Annotated in this window: 20 protein-coding genes; 11 read left to right on the top strand and 9 right to left on the bottom strand. The window is 71.4% G+C overall.

The window, feature by feature from the left end; genetic code table 11:
- Positions 1-8: 8 nt before the first annotated feature.
- Both ACIBN2_RS05810 and ACIBN2_RS05805 read right to left on the bottom strand, forming a co-directional pair.
- Positions 9-1412, bottom strand: coding sequence for an ATP-binding protein (locus ACIBN2_RS05810; protein ID WP_399132930.1), 1404 nt, complete (start codon positions 1410-1412; stop codon positions 9-11).
- Positions 1413-1421: 9 nt separating this feature from the next.
- Positions 1422-2108, bottom strand: coding sequence for a response regulator transcription factor (locus tag ACIBN2_RS05805; RefSeq protein WP_399132929.1), 687 nt, complete (start codon positions 2106-2108; stop codon positions 1422-1424).
- Positions 2109-2393: 285 nt separating this feature from the next.
- On the opposite strand from ACIBN2_RS05805, the gene ACIBN2_RS05800 reads away from it, so the two are divergent.
- From ACIBN2_RS05800 to ACIBN2_RS05765, 8 genes are all read left to right on the top strand, one after another.
- On the top strand, positions 2394-3170 hold the full coding sequence (locus ACIBN2_RS05800) for an amino acid ABC transporter ATP-binding protein (protein ID WP_399132928.1): 777 nt from the start codon (positions 2394-2396) through the stop codon (positions 3168-3170).
- Positions 3171-3283: 113 nt separating this feature from the next.
- The gene (locus ACIBN2_RS05795; RefSeq protein WP_399132927.1) at positions 3284-4123 is read left to right on the top strand and encodes a glutamate ABC transporter substrate-binding protein; all 840 of its coding nucleotides are present in this window, start codon (positions 3284-3286) and stop codon (positions 4121-4123) included.
- A 75-nt stretch (positions 4124-4198) separates the two neighbouring features.
- A complete protein-coding gene (locus tag ACIBN2_RS05790) occupies positions 4199-4864 on the top strand; it encodes an amino acid ABC transporter permease (protein ID WP_399132926.1) in 666 nt (221 codons plus the stop codon).
- Positions 4861-5763 carry an amino acid ABC transporter permease gene (locus ACIBN2_RS05785; protein ID WP_399132925.1) on the top strand — a complete coding sequence of 301 codons (903 nt, stop codon included), beginning with the start codon at positions 4861-4863 and terminating at the stop codon, positions 5761-5763. Before ACIBN2_RS05790 ends, ACIBN2_RS05785 begins: the two co-directional genes overlap by 4 nt.
- A gap of 177 nt (positions 5764-5940) precedes the next feature.
- Positions 5941-7542: an FAD-dependent monooxygenase gene (locus ACIBN2_RS05780; protein WP_399132924.1), complete on the top strand. Its 1602-nt coding sequence runs from the start codon at positions 5941-5943 to the stop codon at positions 7540-7542.
- Between the two features lie 118 nt (positions 7543-7660).
- Positions 7661-7708, top strand: a complete 48-nt coding sequence (locus ACIBN2_RS05775; RefSeq protein WP_309506048.1) for a hypothetical protein — start codon at positions 7661-7663, stop codon at positions 7706-7708.
- Between the two features lie 76 nt (positions 7709-7784).
- The gene (locus tag ACIBN2_RS05770; protein WP_399132923.1) at positions 7785-8333 is read left to right on the top strand and encodes a cysteine dioxygenase; all 549 of its coding nucleotides are present in this window, start codon (positions 7785-7787) and stop codon (positions 8331-8333) included.
- On the top strand, positions 8330-8743 hold the full coding sequence (locus ACIBN2_RS05765) for a rhodanese-like domain-containing protein (RefSeq protein WP_399132921.1): 414 nt from the start codon (positions 8330-8332) through the stop codon (positions 8741-8743). Before ACIBN2_RS05770 ends, ACIBN2_RS05765 begins: the two co-directional genes overlap by 4 nt.
- Positions 8744-8815: 72 nt before the next feature.
- On the opposite strand, the gene recX is transcribed toward ACIBN2_RS05765, so the two are convergent.
- Both recX and recA read right to left on the bottom strand, forming a co-directional pair.
- A complete protein-coding gene (gene recX / locus ACIBN2_RS05760) occupies positions 8816-9748 on the bottom strand; it encodes a recombination regulator RecX (protein WP_399132920.1) in 933 nt (310 codons plus the stop codon).
- Between the two features lie 3 nt (positions 9749-9751).
- On the bottom strand, positions 9752-10879 hold the full coding sequence (gene recA, locus ACIBN2_RS05755; RefSeq protein WP_399132919.1) for a recombinase RecA: 1128 nt from the start codon (positions 10877-10879) through the stop codon (positions 9752-9754).
- Positions 10880-11234: 355 nt separating this feature from the next.
- Between recA and ACIBN2_RS05750 the strand changes: the two genes are divergently transcribed.
- The gene (locus ACIBN2_RS05750; protein ID WP_399132917.1) at positions 11235-11975 is read left to right on the top strand and encodes a hypothetical protein; all 741 of its coding nucleotides are present in this window, start codon (positions 11235-11237) and stop codon (positions 11973-11975) included.
- A 95-nt stretch (positions 11976-12070) separates the two neighbouring features.
- On the opposite strand, the gene ACIBN2_RS05745 is transcribed toward ACIBN2_RS05750, so the two are convergent.
- Together ACIBN2_RS05745 and ACIBN2_RS05740 are read right to left on the bottom strand one after the other, a co-directional pair.
- Positions 12071-13375 (bottom strand): AI-2E family transporter, encoded by a 1305-nt coding sequence (locus ACIBN2_RS05745; protein WP_399132916.1) that lies wholly within the window; start codon positions 13373-13375, stop codon positions 12071-12073.
- Between the two features lie 60 nt (positions 13376-13435).
- Positions 13436-13630, bottom strand: a complete 195-nt coding sequence (locus ACIBN2_RS05740; protein ID WP_399132915.1) for a DUF3046 domain-containing protein — start codon at positions 13628-13630, stop codon at positions 13436-13438.
- Between the two features lie 80 nt (positions 13631-13710).
- Between ACIBN2_RS05740 and ACIBN2_RS05735 the strand changes: the two genes are divergently transcribed.
- Complete coding sequence (locus tag ACIBN2_RS05735) at positions 13711-14685, top strand: hypothetical protein (RefSeq protein ID WP_399132914.1); 975 nt, start codon at positions 13711-13713, stop codon at positions 14683-14685.
- A gap of 11 nt (positions 14686-14696) precedes the next feature.
- On the opposite strand, the gene ACIBN2_RS05730 is transcribed toward ACIBN2_RS05735, so the two are convergent.
- Genes ACIBN2_RS05730 through ACIBN2_RS05720 form a run of 3 tightly spaced genes read right to left on the bottom strand, consistent with a single transcriptional unit; the run spans position 14697 to position 16641 of the window.
- Positions 14697-15005: an AzlD domain-containing protein gene (locus ACIBN2_RS05730; RefSeq protein WP_399132913.1), complete on the bottom strand. Its 309-nt coding sequence runs from the start codon at positions 15003-15005 to the stop codon at positions 14697-14699.
- The gene (locus ACIBN2_RS05725) at positions 15002-15775 is read right to left on the bottom strand and encodes an AzlC family ABC transporter permease (RefSeq protein ID WP_399132912.1); all 774 of its coding nucleotides are present in this window, start codon (positions 15773-15775) and stop codon (positions 15002-15004) included. The genes ACIBN2_RS05730 and ACIBN2_RS05725 overlap by 4 nt, the downstream gene beginning before the upstream one ends.
- Complete coding sequence (locus ACIBN2_RS05720; protein ID WP_399132911.1) at positions 15688-16641, bottom strand: AraC family transcriptional regulator; 954 nt, start codon at positions 16639-16641, stop codon at positions 15688-15690. The genes ACIBN2_RS05725 and ACIBN2_RS05720 overlap by 88 nt, the downstream gene beginning before the upstream one ends.
- Positions 16642-16746: 105 nt before the next feature.
- Here ACIBN2_RS05720 and ACIBN2_RS05715 point away from each other — a divergent pair, with 105 nt between their 5' ends.
- Positions 16747-21681 (top strand): ATP-dependent helicase, encoded by a 4935-nt coding sequence (locus ACIBN2_RS05715; RefSeq protein WP_399132910.1) that lies wholly within the window; start codon positions 16747-16749, stop codon positions 21679-21681.
- Positions 21682-21699 lie beyond the last annotated feature (18 nt).

Below are 21699 nucleotides of genomic sequence, written 5' to 3'. Positions count from 1 at the left end.
GCCGTCCATCAGGCCGTGGGACTGTTCCTCGGCACCGCCACCGTCACCGTCAGGCCGTGCGGTTCGTGGTGGGTGTAGGAGATGGAGCCGCCGCCCGCCGCGAGCAGCGTGCGCGAGATGGACAGGCCGAGCCCGGAGCCCTTGACGTTCTGATCGCGGCCGCTGCGCCAGAAGCGGTCGCCGACGCGGCCGAGCTCCTCCTCGGTCAGGCCTGGGCCGTGGTCGCTGACCACGACGGTCGAGGTGCCGCCGTCGGCCGTGACCGACACCTCCACGCGCTCGCCCTCGGGCGTGAACTTCACCGCGTTGTCGATCACCGCGTCCAGGGCGCTGGAGAGGGTGACAGGGTCGGCCCAGGCGGTGGTCGCCGGGCAACTGCCCACCAGCCGCACGCCCTTGGCCTCGGCGGTGGGTGTCCATGCCGCGACGCGCTCGGCGGTCAGCGCGCCGATGTCGGTGACCCGCAGGTCGGCCTCGGTGTGCTCGGCCAGGGCCAGGTCGAGCAGGTCGTCGAGGACTTCCGCGAGGCGCTTGCCCTCGGTGCGTACCGATGCCACCTCCTCGTTGCCCTCCGGCAGTTCCAGCGCGAGCAGTTCGATGCGCAGCAGCAGCGCGGCGAGCGGGTTGCGCAGCTGGTGCGAGGCGTCGGCGACGAAGGCGCGCTGCTGCTCCAGCACGTCTTCGACGTTGTCCGCCATCTCGTTGAACGACCGTGCCAGGCGCTGAAGTTCCGGCGGTCCGCCCGCGGCCGCGACCCGGGACTTCAGCCGGCCGCTCGCGATCGCGTGTGTGGTGGCGTCCAGCACGCGCACGGGCCTGAGCACCCAGCCGGTCAGCCGGAGCGCGGCGCCGACCGCGAGCAGCATCGCGGCGATCTCGCCCACGCCGATGATCAGCCAGCCGTGCAGGATCCGTGAGCGCAGCTGCCCGGTGGGCGAGTCGGTGACGACGACGGCGACGACGTCACCGTCCCGGATGACCGGGGAGGCGACGACCAGCCTGCCGCGCTGCCATGGCCACACCTGCCGGGGGTCGTGACTGCGGCGGCTGAGCAGCGCCTCGGCGAACGCCTCGCGCACCTCGCCCGTCTCGGGGAGGAAGAAGTTCTGCGGCGCCTGGGCCATGGGGACGTCGGTACGGCAGAAGACGCCGGCCCTGATGCCGTAGACGCCGTAGTAGCTGGTCAGCTCGGTGGTGAGGGTGTCGAGGCGCTCGTCCGTGGACGTGCGGGTGGAGCTGCACGCGTCGGTGACGAACTGCGCCAGGGACGCGAAGCGGGCCGTGTCGTCGATCCGGTCGACGACGACCTTCTGCTGCTGGGCTGCGGCCACGCTGACGGCGAGCGGGACGCCGAGCGCGAGCAGTACGGCCGCCATCAGGACGATGAGCAGCGGAAGAAGACGTGTACGCACCCGTGCAGGCTACGAAGCCGGGGCGACGAGCCGGTAGCCGACGCCGCGCACGGTCTCGATCAGGGCCGGCATGCGCAGCTTGGCGCGCAGGGACGCGACGTGCACCTCCAGGGTGCGTCCGGTCCCCTCCCAGCTGGTGCGCCACACCTCGCTGATGATCTGCTCCCGGCGGAAGACGACCCCGGGGCGCTGCGCGAGCAGGGCGAGCAGATCGAACTCCTTGCGGGTCAGTTGGACAACCGAACCGTCCACGCTGACCTGCCGGGTGGGCAGCTCGATGAGCACCGCTCCGAGACGCAGCTCGTGGTCGCCGCCGCCCGCCGCGTCCTCGTGGGCGGTGCGCCGGCTGACGGCGTGGATCCGCGCGAGCAGCTCACCGGTGTCGTACGGCTTCACCACGTAGTCGTCGGCGCCGAGGTTGAGGCCGTGGATACGGGAGCGCACGTCGGAGCGGGCGGTGACCATGATCACCGGGGTGCTGGTGCGCTTGCGGATCTTTCCGCAGACCTCGTATCCGTCCTGGTCGGGCAGGCCCAGGTCGAGCAGGACGACGCCGAAGCAGTCACTCTCCGGAACCAGCGCCTGCAGAGCTTCCTCGCCGCTACGCGCGTGCGTGACGTCGAAACCGTGCCGGGCCAGAACCGCAGAAAGAGCGGCGGCCACGTGGTTGTCGTCCTCGACGAGGAGCAGCCTCATCCGGTCCTCCTTCGATTCATCGGCCGTACGATCAGCATGCGCAAAAAATGCGTGCACGCGCGCGTGCACCAACGCAGTCACGCTGATGGACGACGACGGCGTCAAGAGGGTTCCGTTTGCGCGCGGCTTCCGTTATCCGGCCGATACGCCCCCGCCGGGAACTGCTACGACACGTATCCGATTGCTATCGGATCGTGATGCTCAGATTCCCCTCAGATGTAATGACGCTGGTCGTCGCCGGTAACTACTGTCCTCCGAAACCGAGGAGGACGGAGCCTGAGAGCGATGACCGAAGTATCGGTGGCCAAGGAAGACGTGGCCAGTGCAGGCGATCTTGTCGTCCTGAAGAGCGTCAACAAGCACTTCGGCGCGTTGCACGTACTGCAGGACATCGATCTGACGATCGCCCGCGGCGAGGTCGTCGTGGTCATCGGGCCCTCCGGGTCCGGCAAGTCCACGCTGTGCCGCACCATCAACCGGCTCGAGACCGTCGACTCGGGCTCGATCGCGATCGACGGCAAGCCGCTGCCCCAGGAGGGCAAGGAGCTGGCCCGGCTGCGCGCCGACGTCGGCATGGTCTTCCAGTCCTTCAACCTCTTCGCGCACAAGACCGTGCTCGAGAACGTGATGCTGGGCCAGATCAAGGTCCGCAAGGCCGACAAGAAGAAGGCCGAGGAGAAGGCCCGGGCCCTGCTGGACCGGGTTGGCGTGGCCACGCAGGCGGACAAGTACCCCGCGCAGCTCTCCGGCGGCCAGCAGCAGCGTGTCGCCATCGCGCGCGCCCTGGCCATGGACCCGAAGGTCATGCTCTTCGACGAGCCGACGTCGGCGCTCGACCCGGAGATGATCAACGAGGTCCTCGAGGTCATGCAGCAGCTCGCCCGGGACGGCATGACCATGATCGTCGTCACCCATGAGATGGGCTTCGCACGATCGGCTGCAAACCGAGTGGTCTTCATGGCGGACGGCCGGATCGTCGAAGAGGCTGCGCCCGACCAGTTCTTCAGCAATCCGCGCAGCGACCGCGCCAAGGACTTCCTGTCGAAGATCCTTCACCACTGACAGCCGGTCCGCGCCGCCCGTCACCACTGACAGCCGGTCCGCGCCGCCCAGCCATCGCCGGCCCTCGTCTTCATGCCGGCTCTCATCTCGTCACCACCCAAAGGATGTTCACCATGAAGCTCCGCAAGGTCACCGCCGCCTCGGCCGCCGTCCTCGCCCTCGCCGTGGCCGCCACGGCGTGCGGGTCCAGCGACAACAAGGACAGCGGGTCCTCCTCCGGCGGCGGCAAGAAGATCAGCGTCGGCATCAAGTTCGACCAGCCGGGCCTCGGTCAGAAGACGCCGCAGGGCTACTCCGGCTTCGACGTCGACGTCGCCACGTACGTCGCCAAGAAGCTCGGCTACAGCGCGGACCAGATCGAGTGGAAGGAGTCGAAGAGCGCCGACCGCGAGACCATGCTGCAGCGCGGTGACGTCGACTTCATCGCCGCCACCTACTCGATCACGCCGGAGCGCCAGCAGAAGGTCGACTTCGCCGGCCCGTACCTGCTGGCCCACCAGGACGTGCTGATCCGCTCCGACGACAACTCCATCAAGTCGCCGGCGGACCTCAACAAGAAGAAGCTGTGCTCGGTGACCGGCTCGACCTCGGCGCAGAACGTCAAGGACAAGCTCGCACCCAAGGCCCAGCTGCAGCAGTACCCGACCTACTCGGCCTGCCTGACCGGTGTCCAGAACGGCGCCATCGACGCCCTCACCACCGACGACTCGATCCTCGCCGGCTACGCCGCCCAGGCCCAGTACAAGGGCAAGTTCAAGCTCGGCGGCTTCAAGATGACCAACGAGAACTACGGCATCGGCGTCAAGAAGGGCAGCGCCCTCAAGGCGAAGATCAACACGGCCCTGGAGGCCATGGTCTCCGACGGCTCGTGGGACACGGCCGTCAAGAAGAACTTCGGTCCGGCCAGCTACAAGAACGAGCCCGCGCCGAAGATCGGCGTCGTCAAGAGCTGAAGCAACGCCTGACAGGTGCGCCGCCTTCCCGGGCGGCGCACCGGGGCGTCCCTACACGCGGAAGCGCGGGAGATCGTGTTCGACTTTCTTGAAGGTTACGACGTACTGGGTGCCTTCTGGACGACAGTGCAGCTGACGCTGCTCGCCGCCGTCGGTTCCCTGGTCTGGGGCACTTTGCTGGCCGCCATGCGGGTCGGCCCCGTGCCACTGATGCGCGGTTTCGGCACGTTCTACGTGAACACCGTGCGGAACATCCCGTTGACCGTGATCATCCTGTTCACGTCACTGGGCCTGCACAACACCCTGGGCATCGACCTCGGCTCGAAGGTCATCGACACGGTCAACTTCCGTCTTGCCGTCCTCGGTCTGGTCGCGTACACGTCGGCGTTCGTGTGTGAGGCGCTGCGGTCAGGCATCAACACCGTGCCGGTCGGGCAGGCGGAGGCCGCGAGGGCGATCGGCCTCAGCTTCTCCCAGGTACTGCGGCTGATCGTGCTGCCGCAGGCGTTCCGATCGTCCGTCGGCCCGCTGACGAACGTCCTGATCGCGCTCACGAAGAACACCACGGTGGCGGCCGCGATCGGCGTCGCGGAGGCGGCCACCCTGATGAAGACGATGGTCGAGAACGAGGCCCAACTCATCCCGATCTCCGCGGTCTTCGCCCTGGGCTTTGTGATCCTGACCCTGCCGACCGGCCTGATCCTCGGCTGGGTGGGCAAGAAGCTGGCGGTGAAGCGATGACCTCCCTTCTCTACGACGCCCAGGGGCCCCGCGCCAAACGGCGCAACGTGCTCTTCACGGGCATCTTCGTCGTCGCGTTCGCGGCGGTGGTGTGGTGGGTGGTCAACAGCCTCGACGACAAGGGCCAGCTCGACTGGGCGCTGTGGAAGCCGTTCTTCAGCGGCACCGAAGCCTGGTCCACGTACATCTGGCCAGGTCTGAAGAACACGCTGAAGGCGGCGGCACTGGCGATGATCATCGCGCTGCCGCTCGGTGCGATCCTGGGCATAGCCCGGCTGTCCGACCATGCCTGGATCCGTGTACCGGCCTCGGTCGTGGTGGAGTTCTTCCGAGCCATCCCCGTGCTGGTCCTGATGATCTTCGGGGTGGCCCTCTACGCGAAGTACACCAACATCAGTTCGGACGACCGCCCGCTCTACGCCGTGGTCACCGGCCTCGTGCTGTACAACGCAGCTGTTCTCGCGGAGATCGTCCGGGCCGGCATTCTGGCCCTGCCCAAGGGGCAGTCCGAGGCAGCGATGGCGATCGGCCTGCGCAAGAACCAGGTCATGCGGCTCATCCTGCTGCCGCAGTCGGTCACCGCGATGCTGCCGGCCATCGTCAGCCAGCTCGTCGTGATCGTGAAGGACACGGCCCTCGGCGGCGCGGTCCTCACGTTCCCGGAACTGCTCTCGTCGGCGAACACGATGATCGGCTACTACGGCAACACCATCGCCAGCTTCACGGTCGTGGCCGTGATCTTCATCCTCGTCAACTTCTCGCTGACGAGCTTCGCGAGCTGGCTGGAGGCCAGGCTCAGGCGCAGCAAGAAGAGCACGGGCGCGGTCCTCGGCGCCGAGGACGTCGAGCTCAACCCTGCCGAGGTAGGCGGCTCGCACGGAACCGGTGCCAGTACCTGATGATCAGTCAAGTGGCGTGAACGGCGCACGGAGGCAGTGGCATGATCGCCACTGCCTCCGTCGCTTGACGCAAACCTCGCCAATGGGTTGCATACGTTCTGTGATCGTGCACCCTGCTCCAACTCTCTGTTCACATGCGTCCGCGAGGACATCGCCGCGGGCAGGGGGCGCTACGCCGTGGACCCGGTGATCATCGTCGGAGCGGGGCCCGTCGGGCTCACGCTCGCCCTGGCGCTGGCCCGTCAGGAAGTGCCTGCCGTCGTGCTGGACGAGGGCTCCGGCAAGGACGAACAGCGCCCCGCGCGCACCGTGGTCCTGCGCGAGGAGACCGCCGCGCTGATGGAGCGGCTGACGGGCATGCCGCTCGCGCGCGAGGGCGCCCACTGGGCCGCATGGCGGTCTGTGCGGCGCAAGCAGGTGATGCGCGAGGTCACGTTCGGCGACACCGAGCCCCCTCCCCTGCACATCGCGCAGCATGTCCTGACCGGCGCCCTGCGCGAGGCCCTGGCCGCCGAGCGCCTCGTCCAGGTCGTCGTGGACAGCCGACTCGACGGCCTCGAGCAGGAGACCTCGGGGGTCACCGCGCACACCCGCGGCCCCAAGGGCACGTACTGGCGCGGCAGTTACCTGGTCGGCTGCGACGGCCCGCGCTCCACCGTGCGCAAGCTCCTGGACATCCGCTTCCCGGGCCGTACGGCGGTGGAGCGACACGCCGTGGCCACGCTGCGTACGGAACTTCCGTGGCCGGACCAAGCGTTGCTCCATCGGATGCCGCCGTGGCGGACGTCCAGGCCCTCGGCCGGGGAAGTGACCGCCCGCCCCCTCCCGGACGACGTATGGCGCCTGGACTGGCTGCTGCCGCCGGGCAAGGACCTGGTCACGCCCGAGCTGCTGCTGGCGCGCGTCCGGGAGACGCTCGGCGGCTGGTCGGGCGGCTCGGCACCGGCGTACGAACTCCTCGACACCGGCGTGCACACCGTCCATCACCGGCTGGCCCGCCGGTGGCGGGTCGGCCGGGTGTTCCTCGCCGGAGACGCGGCGCACCTGCTCGGCGCGCTGGGCACGCAGGGGCTCGACGAAGGACTGAGGGACGCCGACAACCTGGCCTGGAAGCTGGCGCTGGCCTGGCATCACGGACCGCACGAGGCCCTGCTCGACAGCTATCAGGCGGAGCGGCGCGGAATCGTCGCCGCCCGGCTGCGCGCCGCCGACCAGGTGCTGCCGCTGCTGCGTGGCGGCGGAGGGCTGCGCGCGTACGTGCCCGGCTCGGCCCGCGGCCACGACGCGCTGCTCACGGACGGTCACCTGGGGCGCGGTGCGCTCGGTGCGCCGGGGGCGTACGACCACTCGCCGCTGGCGCCCCGGCATCTGGAGGCGGAGGTCCCGGTGGACACGGCGCCCGGCGCCGCGGTCACCGATGTGCGCGTCACCGCCGAGAACGGTTCCTTCGTGCAGCTGAGGGAGCGGCTCGGCCGCGGTGCCCTGCTGGTGGTGCTGGTCGCGCCGGGCACGGGGGTGTGGGAGCGCAAGCACTGGGTCAGCGCCGGGATCATGCCGAGGCTCGCGGCCGCGGTGGCCGCGCTGCCGCACCGCGCCGAGCTGCTGGTCGCCGAGAGCTACCCGGGTGCGGCCCCGCACACGGTGCTGCTGGTGCGCCCCGACGGTCACCTGGTCACGGCGCTGAGCGGCGTGCGCCCGGCCGACCTGTACGCGGCGGCGGAAGCCACGCTGGGCGGTCCGGCGAAGGAGGAGGCCACGGCCGGCTCGGCCGCGAAGTGAGCGTACTCACCGTCACCCTGTGGTCCAGATAGTGACGGTGAGTTGACCGGCCCGCACCGTCGATGGTCTACTCCGGATCGTGACCGACACCTTTACGCGCCTGTGGCGGCGGGTCCATATGGACCTCGTCCGCTATGCAGGCTGTGTGTGTCGCCCGTCCTGCTGAATTCGCATCCCCTTTTTCCCGCGCGCGCCTCAGTGCTTCCGCGCGCCCCCTCGCGAACTCTCCAGGACGGTGTCCCATGTCTGCCTCCTCCCCTGCGCCCTCCTCTCCCCCTGCCTCCGCACCCGTCGCCCAGGGGCCGACGCAAGCGGACCTCCTCGACTTCGTGCGGCGTACGGCCGCCGACGCCGAGCTGATCGCCTCGCTCCCCCTCGACCCGGAGGGCCGCACCTGGGTGCGCCTGGAGGGTCCCGGTGGCAGCGAGGCCTGGCTGATCGGCTGGCCGCCCGGCACGGGCACCGGCTGGCACGACCACGCCGAATCCGTCGGCGCCTTCCTGACGGCGGCCGGTGAGCTCAAGGAGAACTCGCTCGCCGTCCGGCTGCCCGCCGACGGCTGGAGGACGCTGGAACTCAACGACGGAGTCGACCGCGAGCGCCGGCTGCCGGCCGGCCGGGGGCGCGCCTTCGGCCGCCATCACGTCCACGAGGTGCTCAACGAGTCCACCGAACGGCATGCGATCTCCGTCCACGCCTACTACCCGCCCCTGCCGCAGATCCGCCGCTACAGTCGCGTGGGGCAAGTGCTCCGCCTGGAGCAGGTCGAGCGCCCGGAGGACTGGCAGTGAGCGAGTCGGCGAACGGCACGGGCGAACGGCCCGTCGGCATCGACGAGTTGCTGGAGCGGGTGCGCCAGGGCTACGAGCGGATCGAGCCCGGCGAGGCGTACGACGCCGCCGAGGCCGGCGAAGCGGTCCTCGTCGACATCCGCTACGCCGCCCTGCGCGAGCGGGACGGTGTGATCCCGGGCGCCCTCGTCGTCGAGCGCAACGAACTGGAGTGGCGTCTGGACCCTCAGGGCAGCCACCGCGTACCCGAGGCCACCGGTCACGAGGTGCGGGTCGTGGTGATCTGCAACGAGGGCTACGCCTCGAGCCTCGCGGCAGCGTCCCTGCACCGGTTGGGGCTCGCCCGGGCAACCGATCTGGTCGGCGGATTCCAGGCGTGGAAGGCGGCGGGGCTGCCGGTGACGTCGTAGGCGGACCGGCCGTGCCCCGTGGCCATGGGACGCGAAGGGCTCCCGCCGTGTCAGACCCGTGTCCGACCCGCGTCAGAAGCCCTCGTCCCCGAGGAACTCCGTGTCCTCGCCCTCTTCCTCCAGCGCCTGGCGAACCACCCGTAGGGCCATGCCCTGGGGGTAGCCCTTGCGGGCGAGCATGCCCGCGAGGCGGCGCAGCCGCTTGTCGCGGTCGAGGCCGCGCGTGGCGCGCAGCTTGCGGGCGACCAGGTCACGCGCGGTCGTCTCTTCCTGCTCGGAGTCGAGCTGGGAGACGGCCTCGTCGATCAGCGTGGAGTCGACGCCCTTGGTCCGGAGTTCCTGGGCCAGCGCGCGCCGGGCCAGACCTCGGCCATGGTGCCGGGACTCCACCCAGGCGTCCGCGAACGCGCTGTCGTTGATCAGCCCGACCTCCTCGAACCGCGACAGCACCTCCTCCGCGACGTCGTCGGGGATCTCCCGCTTGCGCAGGGCGTCCGCGAGCTGCTTGCGCGTACGCGGGGTCCCGGTGAGCAGACGCAGGCAGATCGCCCTCGCCCGCTCCACCGGGTCCCCTGAGGACTCCTCCTGCTCGGCCCTCGACGAGGAGGAGGAACCCCCGTCCTGATCGGACGCCTCGTCGCGACGCCGCCGCCGGCGACCGCGGGAGGCGCCGGCGCCACGGGCCCCGTCACGAGCCCCACCGCCCCGGCGTGAGCGGCCACGGGACGAGCCGAAACCCTCCGGTGCCCCGTCGTCACGCCACTCTCCGCCGCCCGACCCGTCGCTGTACGAGCCGTCGTCACCGAACGGCCCATCGGCGCCGTACGAGCCCCCCGCACCGTACGGCGCCGCGCGGCCGTGTCCCCCGTCCGCGCCGTGCACCGGACCCGCGTCGTCTCCGTACGCGCGGCGGCCCGGCTCGGCGGATCCCCCGTAGTCCCCGCCGTTCCGCTCCCCCGCGGCGTCCTGGTAGGCGTATTCGGCCCAGTCGGTTCGCCGTGTCATGCGTCAGCTCTTGGCAGCCGGAGCCTTGGCTGCCTTGGTCGCCTTGATCGCCGGGGCGGGCACCGACTTCGCGGCGTCGTCCGCGGTGGCCGAGACAGCGGCGTCCGCACCGGGCTCCGTGGTCGGCTTCTCCGGACGCACACCGACGCCCAGCTTCTCCTTGATCTTCTTCTCGATCTCGTTGGCCAGGTCGGGGTTGTCCTTGAGGAAGTTGCGCGCGTTCTCCTTGCCCTGGCCGAGCTGGTCGCCCTCGTACGTGTACCAGGCGCCGGCCTTGCGGACGAAGCCGTGCTCCACGCCCATGTCGATCAGGCCGCCCTCGCGGCTGATGCCCTGGCCGTAGAGGATGTCGAACTCGGCCTGCTTGAACGGCGGCGCGACCTTGTTCTTGACGACCTTGACCCGCGTGCGGTTTCCGACGGCGTCCGTGCCGTCCTTCAGGGTCTCGATGCGGCGGATGTCCATGCGCACCGAGGCGTAGAACTTCAGCGCCCGGCCACCGGTCGTGGTCTCCGGGGAGCCGAACATCACGCCGATCTTCTCGCGGAGCTGGTTGATGAAGATCGCGGTGGTCTTGGACTGGTTGAGCGCACTGGTGATCTTCCGCAGGGCCTGGCTCATCAGACGGGCCTGCAGACCGACGTGACTGTCGCCCATCTCGCCCTCGATCTCCGCGCGCGGGACGAGCGCGGCGACGGAGTCGATGACGATGAGGTCGAGAGCGCCGGAGCGGACCAGCATGTCCACGATCTCCAGGGCCTGCTCGCCGTTGTCCGGCTGGGAGAGGATCAGGTTGTCGATGTCGACGCCGAGCTTCTTCGCGTACTCGGGGTCGAGGGCGTGCTCCGCGTCCACGAAGGCGACCTGTCCGCCGGCCTTCTGGGCGTTCGCCACCGCGTGCAGCGTCAGGGTCGTCTTGCCGGAGGACTCCGGTCCGTACACCTCCACCACTCGGCCGCGCGGAATGCCGCCCACGCCGAGCGCCACGTCGAGCGCGGTCGACCCGGTGGGGATGACCTCGATGGGCTCGTTCGGCCGCTCGCCCATGCGCATGACCGCGCCCTTGCCGAACTGCCGTTCAATCTGTGCGAGAGCGGCTTCGAGGGCCTTCTCGCGGTCGGTTCCTGCCATGGGTTCCACCCGATTTGCTTGAGTCGATCGCTTCACGTCAAAGACGCTAACGCCTGCCACTGACAATGCGCCCTGACGCCCGTCCGGCCTGTGGATAACTCGGGCACTTCTCCGTCCGAACCGGGTCGAACCACCCGTCGAGAACCTCGCCGGAGTCTCCATAAGAATGGATGTTCGATTTTCATGTCAAGCGCACCACGCGGCACACCGGGACCGTGTCCGGGCGGAGTTGGCGCCCTGCACCGCCCCCGCCGCCCCATGCGGTCGCTACGCCCCGCCGGTACTTCCCCCGGCGTACACCGGATGTCTTCGGCCGGACGACGACGGGGAGGGTGTCTCTCGCGAGGCTGAGGGCATGGAGATCGAGAAGAGCACCCGAGTCGCCTGCTCCGTCGGCCTCGCCCTGATCCTCTCCGGCCTGGTGCACCTGGGGGTGTTCGCCGTCGACGGCGGCCCCTGGTACGGGCCCGTCTCCTGGCGCAAGCCCGTCACGTTCGGGCTGTCCTTCGGGGCGACGCTGATCGCGGTCACCTGGGTGACGTCGTCTCTGCGCATCAGCGCGCGGCTGCGTGCCCTGCTGCTCGCGGTGTTCACCGCCGACTGCGTCGTGGAGGTCGGCGGCATCACGCTTCAGGCCTGGCGCCGGGTGCCCTCGCACCTCGACATGGAGACGCCCTTCGACACGGCGGTGTCGATGACGCTCGCGGTGGGCGGCGGCGTCCTCGTGGTGCTGCTCACCGTGTTCGCCGTCGCCTCGTTCCGGCAGCGGCCCACGGGCCCCGCGGGGATGGCCCTCGCGGTTCGCTCCGGCTTTGCGATCCTGCTGGTGGGACTCGCCTCGGGGGCGGCGATGATCGCGCGCGGTGTCGTACTCACCCGTACCGGCCACCAGGAGGCCGCGTACCACTCGACGGCCCCGCTCAAGCCGCTGCACGGGGTCAGCCTGCATGCGGTCCTGGTTCTGCCGGCGCTGACCTGGCTGCTGTCCCGCACGTCCTGGAGCGAGCCGGTCCGGCGGCGGATCGTGGCGGCGGCGACCGGGTGCTACGTGGTGGCTGTCGTCGGCGCCGGGGTGTGGGCGGTTCTCACGTACTGACCAGTGCCGGTCAGTACCGACCATGTGCCGGCCAGCTTGGTGAGGGCGGGTCTCAACGCCTCAGCGCGTCAACGCCTTAGCGCGACAACGTCTCATCAGCGCGTCAACGCCTCAGAGGAACCCTCTTCCGGATCCCCCGGCTCCCCCGTCTCCTCCCTCGTGGCCACCGTCCGCTGCCCCCACAGCAGCCTCGCGCGCGTGAGCAGGCCGGTCCCCGGTCCCCCTCGCCGGTGCCCGTGGACCCGGGGGTCGTCGGTGACCGCGTACCGCTTCACGTACGCCCCCAGGAACGCCTGCAGTGTGGCGATCGCCGGAATGGCGATCAGCGCGCCGACGGCGCCGAGGAGGGCGGTGCCGGCGATGACCGAGCCGAAGGCGACGGCGGGGTGGATGTCGACGGTCTTCGAGGTCAGCTTGGGCTGGAGCATGTAGTTCTCGAACTGCTGGTAGATCACGACGAAGATCAGCACCCACAGCGCGTACCAGGGATCGACGGTGAACGCGATCAGCATGGGCAGGGCGCCCGCCAGGTAGGTGCCGATGGTCGGGATGAACTGCGAGACCAGCCCCACCCAGACGCCGAGCACGGGCGCGTAGGGGACGCCCAGGATCTGCAGCAGGATGTAGTGGGCTATGCCGGAGATCAGGGCCATCAGGCCGCGCGAGTAGATGTAGCCGCCGGTCTTGTTGACGGCGATCTCCCACGCGCGCAGCACCTCGGCCTGCCGCGCGGGCGGCAGCACGGAGCAGATCGCGCGCCGCAGCCGGGGGCCGTCCGCGGCGAAGTAGAACGAGAACAGGGCGATCGTCAGCAACTGGAAGAGACCGCCGAGGACCTGGGCGGACACGTCCAGCACGCCGGTGGCGCTGTGCTGCACGTAGTTGCGCAGCCAGTCGGATCGGAGCAGCCCCTCCTGGACGTCCACCCGCTTCAAATCGGTGTGGAAGTGGGTGTTGATCCAGTTGATGACGGAGTCGAGGTAGTTCGGGAATTCCTCGACGATCTTGATGATCTGGCCCGCCAGCATGGAGCCGAGCAGTGCGACGAACCCCGCGGACACGATCATCACGGCGACGAAGACGATGGCGGCGGCCAGCCCTCTGCGCATTCCGCGGGAGGCCATCCAGCTCACCGCGGGCTCGATGGCGAGGGCCAGGAAGAACGCGATGAGGATGTTGATCAGCAGGCCGGTGAGCTGGTGGAAGGCCCAGGTGCCCAGCTGGAAGGCGGCGTAGAGGCCGAGTACGAGCACCACGGCGCGCGGCAGCCAGCGCGGCATGCCGACGCCCGGCCCGGCGGCGGAATCGGCGGCGGGGTCGGCCGGGGGCCGGCCGGGCGGCGTCGTGCCGAAGGGGGATGCCTGCCGGGGCGTCTGCCCGGTCTCGTCAGTGGGTGCCACGGATCAAGTCTCGCCCACCGGTCCGACAATCAACTGGCGTCCTGCGATCTTCGTGACCGATCAGTGCTTCTCCCGCGGAACGTCCATGACTGTGCAGACCGCTCGCCACACGTCCTTGGCGTCCCATCCCGCGTCCAGCGCCTCGTGCACCGTGCGGCCGCCGAGCTCCGCCATCACGTGGTCGCGCGCGAAGGTGTCGGCGTACCCCGAACCGAAGTGATCCGCCATCCGCTGCCAGAAGACCGTCAACCGCATGACTCCAGTATCCCGCCTCAGGGGGTGGGCCTCGGCCGGTACCCGTTGCCGAGACCGCTTTCCGCTTTACGGTCTGTCGCATGTCCGAAACAGGAGCCTCCCCACTCCCCGCCACGTCCCCGGCGCGCTCCCCGCTCTTCCGCGCCGAGCACTTCGTCTGGCTCACCGCGCGCGTGCTGGAACAGCGTCTTTTCGCACACCACTTCCTGAACGGCGGCGCGGACGCGGTGGAGACAGCGCTGGACGCCTACCGCAACGAGGACGGCGGGTACGGCCACGCCCTGGAGCCGAATCTGCGCGGCCCGGTCAGCCAGCCGTTGCACACCGGGCACGCGCTGCGCGTCCTGGACGCCATCGAGCGCTGCGGCGGGCAGCGCGTGGAACGCGTGTGCCGGTACCTGACCGCCGTCTCCACGGCGGACGGCGCGCTGCCGGCGATCCATCCCGGCCAGCGCGGCTATCCGGCGGCCCCGTTCCTCCCGGTCGTGGACGATCCGCCGAGCGAACTCCTCACCACGGGGCCGGTGGTGGGCCTGTTGCACCGCAACGCGGTGTGGCACGCCTGGCTGTTCAGGGCGACGGACTTCTGCTGGCAGGCGGTCGACTCCCTGGACAAGTCGCACCCCTACGAGGTCCAGGCCGCCGTGGCCTTCCTGGACTCCGCTCGCGACCGCACGCGCGCGGAGGCGGCCGCCGCCCGCCTCGGCCGCCTGGTGCGCGAACAGCGGCTCGCGGCGCTGGAACCGAACCGCCTCGACACGTATCCCGTAGCCACCGGTTATTTGCCCGGCGAGCAGCACTTCCCGCACGACTACGCGAAGACGCCGAGCTCCCTCGCGCGCGCGTGGTTCACGGACGCGGAGATGGCGCGCTCCCTGGACCACCTCGCGGACGCGCAGCAGGAGGACGGCGGCTGGCCGATCCTGCCCCACTCCTCCACGCGCGGATGGCATCCCCAGCGCGCGTGGGCACCGGGCATCGCCCTGGAGACACGCCCCATGGTGACCATCGAGGCGCTGCGCACGCTGAGGGCGCACGGGCGTTCCATCGGCTGACCAGGGTGTCGTCAGCCGCCCATGGCCCGCACCCCGGCGGTCACCAGCACGGCGGCGGCCACCACGAGCAGGAACGGGGCGCGCAGGACCAGCGCCACGGCGGCCGCGCCGAGCCCCGCGACCCGTGCGTCGAGTACCAGCGCGTGCCCGTCGGCAAAGGTCTGCTGGGCCGTCAGCGCGGCCAGGAGCGCCACCGGCAGCAGCGCGGCCAGCCGCCTGACGAGCGGCTTCTCGAGAGCGCCCGCGGGCACGAGCAGTCCGGCGAGCTTGACGGCGTAGCAGCCGACGGCGGTCGCACCGATCGCGATCCAGGTGTTCAACGGTCTTCCTCTGGTACGTCGTTGTTCTCGTGTGCGTGGTCGGAGGAGGTGCCGGAGGTGCCCCTGCGGCGGCCCTCCAGGAAGAGGACGGCGGGCGCCGCGAGGGCGGCCAGCAGGACGGGCACCCCGGCGGGCAGTACGGGCAGCAGGCCGAGCCCGAGGAGGACGGCGAGGCCGGCGACGGCGCGCTCGGTGCCGGTCCTGAGCATCGGCGCGAGCAGCGCCAGGAAGACGGCGGGACCGGCCGCGTCGAGGCCCCATGCGCGGGTGTCCCCGATGGCCTGGGCGCCCAGTGCGCCGAGCAGCGTGGTGAGGTTCCACAGCGCGTACAGGCTGAGCCCGGTGACGGTGAACCCGATCCGCGTGGCCCGCCGCGTGGGCTGGGCCAGCGCGACCGCCGTGGTCTCGTCGATGACCCACTGGGCGGCGAACGGCCGCACCGCGCGCGGGAGGGCCAGCAGCTGGGACAGGCGCAGCCCGTAGAAGGCGTTGCGGACGCCCAGGAAGAAGGCGCCCGCCGCCGCCGTGAGCGGGTTGCCGCCGGCGGCGAGCGCGCCCACCAGGGCGAACTGGGACGCGCCGGTGAACACCAGGAGGCTGAGCGCGCAGGTCTGCAGCAGTGTGAGCCCGCTGCCGGCCGAGGTCACCCCGAAGGCGAAGCCGGAGAGTCCTACGGCGACGCCTACGCCGAGGGCGTCCCGGACGACGGCGGCATCGGCCTTCCCGTCGTCCTCGGGGCGTATGTCTGCGAGAGCTGTCTGTTCTGCCACGCCTCGGACGGTAGAAGCAGTCGCCCTCGCGCGTCTTGTACGTTCTTGCGCTCCCGCCGGTACGCCCCTGGCGGTACGCCGACGATGCGGGTGAAGTGCCGGTTCAGGTGGGGCTGATCGGTGAACCCCACGGCGACGGCTGCCTCGGCGGGCGTCGTACCGGCGTCCAGCAGCCGTCGCGCCTGCCGCACCCGGGCGTCGGTGAGCCAGGTGTGGGGCGGCATCCCGTAGGCGTCCCGGAAGGCCCGCAGCAGAGCGAACGGGCTGGTGCCGAGGTCGGCCGCGAGCTTTTCGAGGGTCGGCGGGCCGGCCATCCGCTCCTCGAGCGCGGCACGCGCGCGTGCCGCGATCCTCGCCCCCGCCGTCCGCACCTCCCGCTGCGGCAGCGGCCCGCCGTTCAGCCGGAGCAGCCTGGTGACGGTGAGGCGCAGCAGGGTGTCGGCGGCGAGCGCGTTGCCGTCCTCCGTGGCCCGCAGCACCCGGTGCACGAGCTGCACGGTGCGGGGATCGTCGAGCACCGGGCTGACGAATCCCGGTGTCCCGCGTATGAGGGTGGTCTCCGCCGCGATCTCGGCCACGACCTGCGGCGACGGGTAGACAGCGCCGTAACGCCATCCCTCGGGCACTCCGGCCCGCCCGGTGTGCGTGGTGTCCGGGTTGACGAGCGCGAGTGCCCCGGCTCCGGCGTACTGGTCGGCGCCACGGTGATGGAAGACCTCGACCCCGTCCGCGATGGCGGCGATGACGAAGTTCTCGTGAGTGTGCCGCACGAACGTCTTGCGGATGTACCGGGCGCGCAGCAGATCGACCCCGGGCAGCTCGGCGTACTGCCAGTGCCGCGCGGCCTCCTTCCCCGAACCTGCCATGCCCCCATTCTCCGCGAGGCCGGGGACGGCTTGCCCCAGCCCCTCCACGGCGGCACGTCACCGCAGGTCAGAGCCATTGTCAGTGGACGGGTGCAGGATGGACGCATGGTCAGCTCCGCACACCGGGCCCTCGACGGCTTCTCCCCCGCGACCCGCGGCTGGTTCACGGGGGCCTTCTCCGCGCCCACGGCGGCCCAGGCGGGCGCGTGGCAGGCCATCGGTGCGGGTTCGGACGTGCTGGTGGTCGCCCCGACCGGTTCCGGCAAGACCCTGGCCGCCTTCCTCGCCGCCTTGGACCAGCTGGCCTCGACGCCCCCGCCGGCCGACCCGAGGAAGCGCTGCCGCGTCCTGTACGTGTCGCCGCTGAAGGCCCTCGCGGTCGACGTCGAGCGCAACCTCCGCAGTCCGCTGACCGGCATCCGCCAGGAATCCGTGCGCCTGGGCCTGCCCGAGCCCGAGGTGAAGGTGGGCATCCGCTCCGGCGACACCCCCGCCGCCGAGCGCCGCGCCCTGTCCACCCGCCCCCCGGACATCCTGATCACGACCCCTGAGTCCCTGTTCCTGATGCTGACGTCGGCCACGCGCGACGCGCTGACCGGCATCGAGACGGTGATCCTCGACGAGGTGCACGCCGTGGCGGGCACCAAGCGCGGCGCCCACCTCGCGCTCTCCCTGGAGCGCCTGGACGAGCTGCTGCCGAAGCCGGCCCGCCGCATCGGCCTCTCGGCGACCGTCCGCCCGGTGGACGAGATCGCGCGGTACCTCTCGCCGCGCCGCAAGGTGGAGATCGTCCAGCCGACGTCGGGCAAGGAGTTCGACCTCTCGGTGGTCGTCCCGGTCGAGGACCTGGGCGAACTGGGCGGCTCCCCGGTCGCCGACGGCTCCGAGGGCACGGAGCGGCCGTCGATCTGGCCTCACGTCGAGGAGCGGATCACCGACCTGGTCCAGGCCCACCGCTCCACGATCGTGTTCGCCAACTCCCGCCGCCTGGCGGAGCGCCTGTGCAACAGGCTCAACGAGATCGCCTACGAGCGCGCCACCGGCGAACCCATGGACGAGCACCACGCCCCGGCCGAGCTCATGGGCGGCTCCGGAGCGGCCCAGGGCGCCCCGCCCGTCATCGCGCGTGCCCACCACGGCTCGGTCTCCAAGGAGCAGCGCGCGCTCGTCGAGGAGGACCTCAAGGCGGGCCGGCTGCCCGCCGTGGTCGCCACCTCCAGCCTCGAGCTGGGCATCGACATGGGTGCGGTGGACCTCGTCGTGCAGGTGGAGTCCCCGCCCTCCGTCGCCTCCGGCCTGCAGCGCGTCGGCCGCGCGGGACACCAGGTGGGCGCGGTCTCCACCGGCGTGGTCTTCCCGAAGTACCGCGGCGACCTCGTCCAGGCCGCGGTGGTCACCGAGCGCATGCGCACCGGCTCCATCGAGTCCCTGAGGGTCCCCGCCAACCCCCTGGACGTCCTGGCCCAGCAGCTCGTGGCCATGACGGCGCTGGACACCTGGCAGGTCGACGACCTGCTTGCCACGGTCCGCCGCGCCGCCCCCTTCGCGTCCCTCCCCGAGTCGGCGTTCACAGCGGTCCTGGACATGCTCGCGGGCCGCTATCCGTCCGACGCCTTCGCCGAACTGCGCCCGCGCGTGGTGTGGGACCGCGTCGCCGGCACGGTCACCGGCCGGCCCGGAGCCCAACGCCTCGCCGTCACCTCCGGGGGCACGATCCCGGACCGCGGCCTCTTCGGTGTGTTCCTCGCGGGTGCCGACCCCAAGAAGGGCGGCGGCCGCGTCGGCGAGCTCGACGAGGAGATGGTCTACGAGTCGCGCGTGGGCGACGTCTTCACGCTCGGCACCAGCTCCTGGCGCATCGAGGACATCACCCGCGACCGCGTCCTGGTCTCCCCCGCGCCGGGCGTACCGGGACGGCTCCCCTTCTGGAAGGGCGACCAGCTGGGCCGCCCGCTCGAACTGGGCCGCGCGGTGGGCCAGTTCCTGCGCGAGGTCGGCTCGCTCCCCAAGGAGGACGCCCGGCTCCGCCTGCTCGCGGCGGGCCTGGACGCCTGGGCCGCGGACAACGTCCTGTCGTACCTGGACGAGCAGCGGGAGGCCTGCGGCCACATCCCCGACGACCGCACCATCGTCGTCGAGCGCTTCCGCGACGAGCTCGGCGACTGGCGCGTGGTCGTGCACTCCCCCTTCGGCGCCCAGGTGCACGCCCCGTGGGCCCTCGCCCTCGGCGCCAAGCTCTCCGAGCGGTACGGCATGGACGCCCAGGTCATGCACGCCGACGACGGCATCGTGCTGCGCCTGCCGGACGCCGACCTCATGGGCCTGGACCTGCTCGACCAGGAACCGGCGAAGCCGGGCGCTCACTTCACGGCGGTCGACGCCGACCAGGCACCCGTCGGCGCGGCGGACGTCGTCTTCGACAAGGGCGAGGTCGACCAGGTCGTGACCGACCAGGTCGGCGGCTCGGCCCTGTTCGCCTCCCGTTTCCGCGAGTGCGCCGCCCGCGCGCTGCTGCTGCCCCGGCGCAGCCCCGGCAAGCGCACGCCCCTGTGGCAGCAGCGCCAGCGCGCCGCCCAACTGCTCCAGGTGGCCAGCGAGTTCGGCTCGTTCCCGATCGTCCTGGAGGCGGTCCGCGAGTGCCTCCAGGACGTCTTCGACGTCCCCGGGCTCGTCGAGCTGATGGGCGACCTCGAGTCCCGCAAGGTGCGCCTGGTCGAGGTCACCACCCCCGAGCCGTCCCCCTTCGCCCGCTCCCTCCTGTTCGGGTACGTCGCCCAGTTCCTGTACGAGGGGGACTCCCCGCTCGCCGAGCGCCGTGCCGCCGCGCTCTCCCTGGACTCGCGGCTGCTGGCCGAGCTGCTGGGGCAGGCGGAGCTGCGCGAGCTGCTCGACGCCGAGGTGCTGACCGAGCTGGAGCGCGAGCTGCAGTGGCTCACCGAGGACCGCCGCGTCAAGGACGCCGAGGGCGTCGCGGACCTCCTGCGCCTGCTCGGGCCCCTCACCGGCGCCGAGCTGGCCGAGCGGGGCGCCGAGGCTCAGTGGGCCCAGGAGCTGGCCGGCGCCCGCCGCGCGATCAAGGTCCGCATCGGCGGCGCCGACCACTGGGCGGCGATCGAGGACGCGGGCCGCCTGCGTGACGCCCTCGGCACCGCTCTGCCGGTCGGCGTCCCGGAAGCCTTCACAGAGCCCGTCAAGGACCCGCTCGGCGACCTCCTCGCCCGGTACGCGCGCACCCACGGCCCCTTCACGTCGACCACCGCGGCCGCCCGCTTCGGCCTGGGCGTGGCGGTCACGGAGGGCGCGCTGCAGCGCCTCGCCGCGAACGGCCGTGTCGTGCAAGGGGAGTTCCACCCCGCCGGGATCGGCCAGGAGTGGTGCGACGCCGCCGTGCTGCGCCGACTGCGCCGCCGCTCCCTGGCCGCCCTGCGGCACGAGCTGGAGCCGGTGGCGCCGGCCGCCCTCGCCCAGTTCCTCCCGCAGTGGCAGCACATCGGCAAGGGGCACGGGCTGCGCGGCATCGACGGACTGGTGCGTGCCGTCGAGCAGTTGCAGGGCGCGTCCGTACCCGCGTCGGCCCTGGAGAAGCTGGTCCTGCCGTCCCGCGTGGCCAACTACACGCCCGCGATGCTCGACGAGCTCACCTCCGCCGGGGAACTCGTCTGGGCCGGCGCGGGCGCCCTCCCCGGCAAGGACGGCTGGGTCTCCCTGTACCTCGCGGACGCCGCACCGCTGCTCGCGCCTCCGCCGCACCCCCTGGAGCTGACGGCACTCCATCAGTCGGTCCTGGACGCCCTCTCCGGGGGCTACGGCCTGTTCTTCCGCCAGATCGCCGACCAGGTCCGCGCGACCACCCACCCCGACGCCACCGATCCCCAACTGGCCGACACCGTCTGGGACCTGGCCTGGTCCGGCCGCCTCACCAACGACACGCTGTCCCCCATGCGCTCCCTGCTCGGCTCGGGCCGCACCGCGGGCTCCACGGCCCACCGCGCCAAGCGCAACGTCCCGCGCGGGCGCTACGGCTCCCTCACCGCAGCCGCCCGCTCGGCCTCCCGCAGCGGCCCGCCCACCGTCGCCGGTCGCTGGTCCCTGCTCCCGGCACCCGAGGCCGACCCCACGGTGCGCGCCCACGCCCTCGCCCGCACCCTCCTCGACCGGCACGGCGTGGTCACCCGGGGCGCCGTCGCCGCGGAGGGCGTCGAGGGCGGCTTCTCGGCGACGTACCGCATCCTGTCCGTCTTCGAGGAGAGCGGTCAGGCCCGGCGCGGCTATGTGGTGGAGGGGCTCGGCGCGGCGCAGTTCGCGATGGACGGCGCGGTGGACCGCCTGCGCGCGGTGTCGAACGCCCGCGACCGCGGCGAGGCCCTGCCGCCGCAGCCCTCGCCCGACGGAGCCGACGCACCGTTCGGCAATGAGTTCGGCACCGACATCAGCACCGACTTCAACGCCCGATTCGGCGTCGAGTTCAACGACCCGTTCGGCACCGAGTTCGAGGCATCCCCCGCCGACGGCTTCGCCCCCGACACCCCCCGTACCGCCGCCCACGAATACACCTCGCCCCGCGATTTCGCCGCGGCAGGCCCGCGCGGCTCACGGCCCGGCTTCGGACACACGGCGTACGGCTCCGGCCGCCGCACCCCCGCCTCCGACTCCCGGGCCGTCGTCCTGGCCGCCGCCGACCCGGCGAACGCGTACGGCGCAGCCCTCCCGTGGCCGGAGCCCCCGACCGGAGCGGGTCACAAGCCCGGCCGGAAGGCGGGCTCCCTGGTGGTCCTCGTCGACGGCGAGCTGACGCTCTACATGGAGCGCGGCGGCAAGACCCTGCTGGCCTGGCCCGCCGACCCCGACGGCAAGGCGACCGACGACCCCCGCCTCCAGGCAGCCGCCCAGGCCCTGGCCGCCGCCGCGAAGGCGGGCTCGCTCGGCACGGTCACCGTGGAGCGGGTGAACGGCGCCTCGGCCCTGACGTCCCCCATCGGCACCCTCCTGGAAGGATCGGGCTTCATCGCCACCCCGCGCGGCCTGCGGCTTCGCGCATGAGTCGGCAGACTCCGCCCA

The organism is Streptomyces sp. NPDC050534, from assembly GCF_044457745.1.
Lineage (GTDB): Bacteria > Actinomycetota > Actinomycetes > Streptomycetales > Streptomycetaceae > Streptomyces.
This window is presented reverse-complemented; position numbering and strand designations above follow the sequence as displayed.

Excerpts from the sequence above, each read along its gene's own strand:
- ACIBN2_RS05805 (WP_399132929.1), bottom strand. The coding sequence starts at position 2,108 with ATGAGGCTGCTCCTCGTCGAGGACGACAACCACGTGGCCGCCGCTCTT.
- ACIBN2_RS05800 (WP_399132928.1), top strand. The coding sequence starts at position 2,394 with ATGACCGAAGTATCGGTGGCCAAGGAAGACGTGGCCAGTGCAGGCGAT.
- ACIBN2_RS05795 (WP_399132927.1), top strand. The coding sequence starts at position 3,284 with ATGAAGCTCCGCAAGGTCACCGCCGCCTCGGCCGCCGTCCTCGCCCTC.
- ACIBN2_RS05785 (WP_399132925.1), top strand. The coding sequence starts at position 4,861 with ATGACCTCCCTTCTCTACGACGCCCAGGGGCCCCGCGCCAAACGGCGC.
- ACIBN2_RS05770 (WP_399132923.1), top strand. The coding sequence starts at position 7,785 with ATGTCTGCCTCCTCCCCTGCGCCCTCCTCTCCCCCTGCCTCCGCACCC.
- recX (WP_399132920.1), bottom strand. The coding sequence starts at position 9,748 with ATGACACGGCGAACCGACTGGGCCGAATACGCCTACCAGGACGCCGCG.
- recA (WP_399132919.1), bottom strand. The coding sequence starts at position 10,879 with ATGGCAGGAACCGACCGCGAGAAGGCCCTCGAAGCCGCTCTCGCACAG.
- ACIBN2_RS05750 (WP_399132917.1), top strand. The coding sequence starts at position 11,235 with ATGGAGATCGAGAAGAGCACCCGAGTCGCCTGCTCCGTCGGCCTCGCC.
- ACIBN2_RS05740 (WP_399132915.1), bottom strand. The coding sequence starts at position 13,630 with ATGCGGTTGACGGTCTTCTGGCAGCGGATGGCGGATCACTTCGGTTCG.
- ACIBN2_RS05735 (WP_399132914.1), top strand. The coding sequence starts at position 13,711 with ATGTCCGAAACAGGAGCCTCCCCACTCCCCGCCACGTCCCCGGCGCGC.
- ACIBN2_RS05720 (WP_399132911.1), bottom strand. The coding sequence starts at position 16,641 with ATGGCAGGTTCGGGGAAGGAGGCCGCGCGGCACTGGCAGTACGCCGAG.
- ACIBN2_RS05715 (WP_399132910.1), top strand. The coding sequence starts at position 16,747 with ATGGTCAGCTCCGCACACCGGGCCCTCGACGGCTTCTCCCCCGCGACC.